This window comes from Photobacterium sp. R1, assembly GCF_054600795.1.
This window is the reverse complement of record NZ_BAAHZP010000852.1, coordinates 1-245: the sequence shown is the minus strand read 5'-3', so window position 1 is coordinate 245 and position 245 is coordinate 1. Positions and strand designations below refer to the sequence as shown.

The 245-nt window shown below is 45.7% G+C and carries 1 pseudogene; it reads right to left on the bottom strand.

From position 1 onward, the window contains the following. Window positions 1–86 precede the first annotated feature (86 nt). Window positions 87–245 (bottom strand): annotated as a pseudogene (locus ACYP03_RS27485) (deacylase); the annotation flags it as partial.

Below are 245 nucleotides of genomic sequence, written 5' to 3'. Positions count from 1 at the left end.
AATAAACCACTCAGTACCGGGTTCTGCATTGCCCATAAAGTGCGCCTCCCGTGCGCAAAAATAAGAAGGGTAAGTTCACTTCCTGGTCAGGTGATATCCACTTCATCACTGACTTCGTCAAGGAATGATTCTATTTGTTGTTCAACTTCTGAACTTGCGCCTTTACTAAAATAAGCAAGGTGAAAAACCGCATCCCCTTCATTAACCAAGGGCAGCATTTGCTGGCCGATGACGATGCCGTCTCT